Below are 4,978 nucleotides of genomic sequence, written 5' to 3'. Positions count from 1 at the left end.
CCCCCGGAACCCCGCTACCCGTCGTCGTTCATTATGTGGGCTACTCGGGCGGGCGCGGGCTGGTCAACCAGGACACCAAATGGGCCCAGGCGGGTTATGCGCAGTTCATCATGGACACCAGGGGGCAGGGGTACGGCGGGACGCTCGGGCACACCCCGGACCCCCACCCGTCCGCCGGCGAGGTGGCCTATGCCGGCCTCATGACCAGGGGAGTGGGCAGCCGGGAGGACTATTACTACCGCCGGGTCTACGTTGACGCCTTCCGCGCGGTGGAAGCCGCCCAGTCGCACCCCGGGGTGGACGCCTCCCGCGTGGTGCTCGCCGGCGTCAGCCAGGGTGGCGGAATCGTGGTGGCCACAGCGGGGCTGGTGGCCGGAAGGCTCGACGGCGTGATCGCCGCGCTGCCTGATGTCCCCTTCCTGCAGGACTTCCCACGCGCCATCGACATCACGCCCAGGGGCCCGTATCCCGAGATCGCGGCCTTCCTGGCCCGGCACCGTGAACGGTACGAGCCCATCCTGGACGTGCTGAACTACTTCGACGGCGTCAACCTGGCCCGCTGGGCCACCGCACCCGCCCTGTACTCAGCGGCGCAGATGGACGATATTTGCCCGCCGTCCACGGTGTTCGCCAGCTTCAACGCATACGGGGCAGGGGCCGGCGCTGTGTCCGGGACGGGTGCTGCCAAGGACATTGAGGTGTACCGGTTCAACAACCACGAGGGCGGCCAGGAGCACCACTGGATCAGGCAGCTGCAGTTCCTCCGCAAGCTCCTGGGGTGACACCTGTGTAGCTGCGACGGTAAGGGTGACGATTTGGCGGTGGCTGCGGCGTGCCGTTATGGTGTGGCTATGACAAACCGTTGGTATGCGTATTTTTCGTTGGCTCTGGAGGGGCCCGCGTCTAACTGACACGCATCCAATCACCTTCAGAGCCAACAGGGCAGAGATCATTCTCTGCCCTTCGCCATTTCCCGGCGGGTTCTGAATTCGGGCCCGCTTCCTCTTTCGGAACAGGACCCCACATGAGCACCGCACCAGCCATCACCGCCGCCCCCGCCGACACGCAGGCAGGCGCAGCTGCCGTTGCAGGCGCAGCGAAATCCACGTCCAACCTGCGCGTCAGCGAATTCACGCCGCTGCCCACGCCCCAGGCGCTCATCGCCGAGCTGCCGCTGGACGCCCGGGTGACCGACGTCGTCGAACGCGGACGCGATGAGGTCCGCGCCATCATGGACGGCGTGGACGACAGGCTGCTGGTGATTGTGGGCCCGTGCTCCATCCACGATCCCAAAGCGGGCCTGGAATACGCCCGCCGGCTGGTGAGCCAGGCAGAAAAGCACAAGGAAGACCTCCTGATCGTGATGCGGGCCTACTTCGAAAAGCCGCGCACCACCGTGGGCTGGAAAGGCCTGATCAACGATCCGCGCCTGGACGGCAGCCACGACATGGAAACCGGGCTCCGGACCGCGCGCCAGTTCCTCCAGCAGGTCACCGCCCTCGGACTGCCTACCGCCACCGAATTCCTCGAGCCGATCAGCCCGCAGTACATGGCGGACCTGATCTCGTGGGGTGCCATCGGGGCGCGCACCACCGAAAGCCAGATCCACCGCCAGCTGGCGTCCGGCCTGTCCATGCCCATCGGCTTCAAGAACGGGACCGACGGCGACCTTCAGGTTGCGATCGACGCCTGCGGTGCCGCCGGGGCCGCTCAGGCGTTCCTGGGGATCGACGGGGAGGGCCGGGCGGCGTTGGTGGCCACCGCCGGGAATCCGGACACGCACGTGATCCTCCGTGGCGGACGGAAGGGGCCCAACTACTCGGCTGCCGACGTCGAAAGCGCCTCCGGCAAGCTCGCCGCAAAGGCGTTGAACCCGCGGCTGATCGTGGACGCCAGCCATGCCAACAGCGGCAAGAGCCACCACCGGCAGGCGGAAGTTGCCCTCGAGATCGGTGCCCAGCTGGAGGACGGCGGCCAGTCGGCGCACGCCATCGCAGGGGTCATGCTGGAGAGCTTCCTGGTGGGCGGTGCCCAGAACCTGGACGTGGCCGAACACGCTGCCGGGCGGTCCGGACTGGTCTACGGGCAGAGCGTCACGGACGCGTGCATGGACTGGGAGGTATCGGTTTCGGTCCTTAACCAGCTCGCGGCGTCCGTGCGGAAGCGGCGCTCGGCGGAATGATTACCCGCAACACTTTCACTACAGCCCCATGAACCTCTAGAGTATCTATCACATGGTTGGTGGATGGCTCAGCATCGGCACACCGCAATGGAACACAGCTGGGGTCAATGCACGTCATCCGTCAGCAAAGGAATAGGGAAATGTCCGCAGAACAGAACTTCTCGAACGCGAAGTTCCTGACCGTCGCCGAAGTGGCCGAGGTCATGCGCGTCTCCAAAATGACCGTTTACCGGTTGGTCCATTCCGGTGAAATGCCTGCAGTGAGGTTCGGCCGCTCGTACCGCGTGCCGGAGAGCGCCGTCGAGCAGTACCTCAAGGGTGCTGTGGTGGACGGCCACTCCGAAACGGCGTGATCGGCACCAACGCCGGTCACGCTACAGTCCAGGTACACAATGTCGCTGGTTTCAGCCCTGGAAAGGCTGCCGTCAGTAGTCGCCGCAAAGAAGCGGTACCCTGTTAAGGAACGTTTTACGTCATTGTAAGAATCTGTCAGTTGTTTCAGTCTGTAGCTTTGCTCACGGACCGGTTCCATCAGACAGGTACTGCATCTAGTTTGTGAGGAACTTTCGTGGGTTCAGTTATTAAGAAGCGTCGCAAGCGTATGGCCAAGAAGAAGCACCGCAAGCTGCTTCGCAAGACCCGTCACCAGCGCCGCAATAAGAAGTAGAGATACTTCGAACTGCGTGAAATGCCCGTTGCCTTCCCGGCAGCGGGCATTTTTGTGTCGGCGTTGGGTCGCCATCTACGCGTAACCGGGACTCACTCTCGGCGGGAGGACGCGCGGATCCGGGTGTCCTCGTACCGAACGCGTGGCCGTAGTCCTCAAGCGTGTCCGGGGGCAGGCTAGACCCGGGGGCCGCGGATGCGGGAGAAGCCTCGCCAGAGGCCGTAGACGGCGCCGCAGGCTGTGGCTGCCTTGAGTCCCAGGGTGGCGGCGCGGCGGCCGGACCGGAAATCGTAGACCGGCCAGTTGTGGTCGCGTGCGTGGCGGCGGAGCCGGGCGTCCGGATTGATGGCTACCGGGTGCCCTACGAGGGTCAGCAGCGGAATGTCGTTGTACGAGTCGCTGTAAGCCCAGCAGCGCTTCAGGTCCAGGCCTTCAAGGTCTGCCAGTTCCTGGACGGCTACTGCCTTGGCCGAGCCATGCAGGATATCGCCTACCAGCCGGCCGGTGTACATTCCGTCGGCGATTTCGCCCACGGTCCCCAGCGCACCCGTGAGGCCGAGCCGGCTTGAGATGACCGCGGCAACTTCGATGGGAGTGCCCGTGACCAGCCAGACGCGCCGGCCCACGCGGAGGTGCTGCTGGGCCAGGGCTTTGGCTCCGGGCCAGATCCTGGATGCGATCATCTCGTCATAGACCTCTTCGCCCAGGGCCTTGACGTCTTCAACGGTGATGCCCTCGGCAAGGGTGAGGGCCGAATCGCGGACGGCGTGGACGTCGTCCATGTTCTCGCCCCGCGCCACAAACTTGAACTGCTTCCAGGCAAACCCTGCGGCCTGCATCAGAGTGAAGGCGCCGCGCTGGTGCATCTTCCGGGCCACGTGGAACAGGCTGGCGCCCCGCATGAGGGTGTTGTCGACGTCGAAGAAGGCGGCTTCACTGGTCTGCGGCATCGCATCCGGCTGCGTGAGAACAGCGACGTACTTCTCCTCGGGCATGTCCACGAGTCTAGTCAATGGCCGGGGCACCGCCGTCCCCGCCCCGCGGTCCGGTCCAAAGGGGGATACGGTTAATACATGGCAAAACCGGACATCGTGCTCATCACCAAAGCTGACTGTCACCTGTGCGCAGAGGCGCGCGACGCCGTCGAACGCGTGGCAGCCTCACTCGGACTTGAGTGGACCGAGCAGTTGGTGGACGGGCTTCCGGAACTGCGGGAGCGGTACGCCGAGGAAATTCCCGTGGTGCTGGTGGACGGCATCCAGCGCGACTTCTGGAAGATCGACGAAATCCGTCTGGCGCGGGTCCTCCAACGTGCCATGGCCCAGTAAGGACGCGGTTACGCAGAATGGCACAGGCTTTGTTGGCACCGGCAGCGGGGCTCTAGAGTGGAGTCACGACGCGATGGGAGGGAGGGGAAAGTGACTTCGCTGGACCCGTCCCTGATAGTCCCCGCAGCCCCGGCGGTGCACGGCGCTGACCCCGCCAAACAGATTCCGCCGGCAGCAGTGGCCCGGCTGACCATTTACCTGCGCGCCCTGAACACCCTGCTTTCAGAGGGTGTGGAGCGGGTGTCTTCGGAATCCCTGGCGGAAGCGTCGGGCGTCAGTTCATCAACCCTGCGCAAGGACCTCTCGCACGTTGGCTCCTACGGCACGCGCGGCGTCGGCTACGAGGTGCAGTACCTCAGCCGCCATATCTCCGCGGCCCTGGGCCTGACGCACGACTGGAAGGTCGCCATTGTTGGCGCCGGCAACCTGGGCAAGGCCCTGGCCCGGTACGGGGGATTCGAGTCCCGGGGTTTCGATGTGGTGGCAATTTTCGACGCCGATCAGATGGTGGTCGGCAATGAAGTGGGTTGGCTGCGCGTGAGCGACGTCGCCGACCTGGAAACGGTGCTGCAGCGGACCGGGGCAAACATGGTGGTCCTGGCACTGCCGGCAGCAGTGGCACAACAGATCTGCGACCGCGTGGTGGCGGCGGGTGTGCACAGCATCCTGAGCTTCGCCCCCGTGATGCTGCAGGTGCCGGCCAGCGTCAACCTCCGCAAGGTGGACATGGCCACGGAACTGCAGATCCTGGCCTACCACGCCCAGCGCGCGCAGGCCCCGGAACAGGCTCCCGAGCAGACC

7 protein-coding genes are annotated in these 4,978 nt (G+C 65.1%); 6 read left to right on the top strand and 1 reads right to left on the bottom strand.

Going from position 1 to position 4,978, the window contains the following annotated elements:
* From DBR22_RS02130 to DBR22_RS02115, 4 genes are all read left to right on the top strand, one after another.
* The coding region (locus DBR22_RS02130) for an acetylxylan esterase (protein WP_108597573.1) at nucleotides 1-782 on the top strand (782 nt) is incomplete at its 5' end.
* A 242-nt stretch (nucleotides 783-1,024) separates the two neighbouring features.
* Nucleotides 1,025-2,182, top strand: coding sequence for a 3-deoxy-7-phosphoheptulonate synthase (locus DBR22_RS02125; protein WP_258229011.1), 1,158 nt, complete (start codon nucleotides 1,025-1,027; stop codon nucleotides 2,180-2,182).
* 140 nt (nucleotides 2,183-2,322) lie between these two features.
* A complete protein-coding gene (locus DBR22_RS02120; protein WP_058931377.1) occupies nucleotides 2,323-2,535 on the top strand; it encodes a helix-turn-helix domain-containing protein in 213 nt (70 codons plus the stop codon).
* A gap of 215 nt (nucleotides 2,536-2,750) precedes the next feature.
* Nucleotides 2,751-2,849 carry a 30S ribosomal protein bS22 gene (locus DBR22_RS02115; protein ID WP_003792170.1) on the top strand — a complete coding sequence of 33 codons (99 nt, stop codon included), beginning with the start codon at nucleotides 2,751-2,753 and terminating at the stop codon, nucleotides 2,847-2,849.
* Nucleotides 2,850-3,025: 176 nt separating this feature from the next.
* Here the strand turns inward: DBR22_RS02115 and DBR22_RS02110 are convergent, their stop codons facing one another.
* Complete coding sequence (locus DBR22_RS02110) at nucleotides 3,026-3,844, bottom strand: HAD family hydrolase (protein WP_108597571.1); 819 nt, start codon at nucleotides 3,842-3,844, stop codon at nucleotides 3,026-3,028.
* A 78-nt stretch (nucleotides 3,845-3,922) separates the two neighbouring features.
* On the opposite strand from DBR22_RS02110, the gene DBR22_RS02105 reads away from it, so the two are divergent.
* Nucleotides 3,923-4,177 (top strand): glutaredoxin family protein, encoded by a 255-nt coding sequence (locus DBR22_RS02105; RefSeq protein ID WP_108597569.1) that lies wholly within the window; start codon nucleotides 3,923-3,925, stop codon nucleotides 4,175-4,177.
* Nucleotides 4,178-4,267: 90 nt separating this feature from the next.
* Nucleotides 4,268-4,978, top strand: a 711-nt coding sequence (locus DBR22_RS02100; protein WP_375134867.1) for a redox-sensing transcriptional repressor Rex, incomplete at its 3' end; no start/stop codon positions are given.

The organism is Arthrobacter sp. HMWF013, assembly GCF_003061105.1.
Lineage (GTDB): Bacteria > Actinomycetota > Actinomycetes > Actinomycetales > Micrococcaceae > Arthrobacter.
Note: the sequence above shows the minus strand (reverse complement) of the source record. Positions and strands in the feature narration are given on the sequence as shown.

What these genes read in the sequence shown, in the direction of transcription:
- DBR22_RS02110 (WP_108597571.1), bottom strand. Translation starts at nt 3,844, where the DNA reads ATGCCCGAGGAGAAGTACGTCGCTGTTCTCACGCAGCCGGATGCGATG.
- DBR22_RS02120 (WP_058931377.1), top strand. Translation starts at nt 2,323, where the DNA reads ATGTCCGCAGAACAGAACTTCTCGAACGCGAAGTTCCTGACCGTCGCC.
- DBR22_RS02105 (WP_108597569.1), top strand. Translation starts at nt 3,923, where the DNA reads ATGGCAAAACCGGACATCGTGCTCATCACCAAAGCTGACTGTCACCTG.
- DBR22_RS02125 (WP_258229011.1), top strand. Translation starts at nt 1,025, where the DNA reads ATGAGCACCGCACCAGCCATCACCGCCGCCCCCGCCGACACGCAGGCA.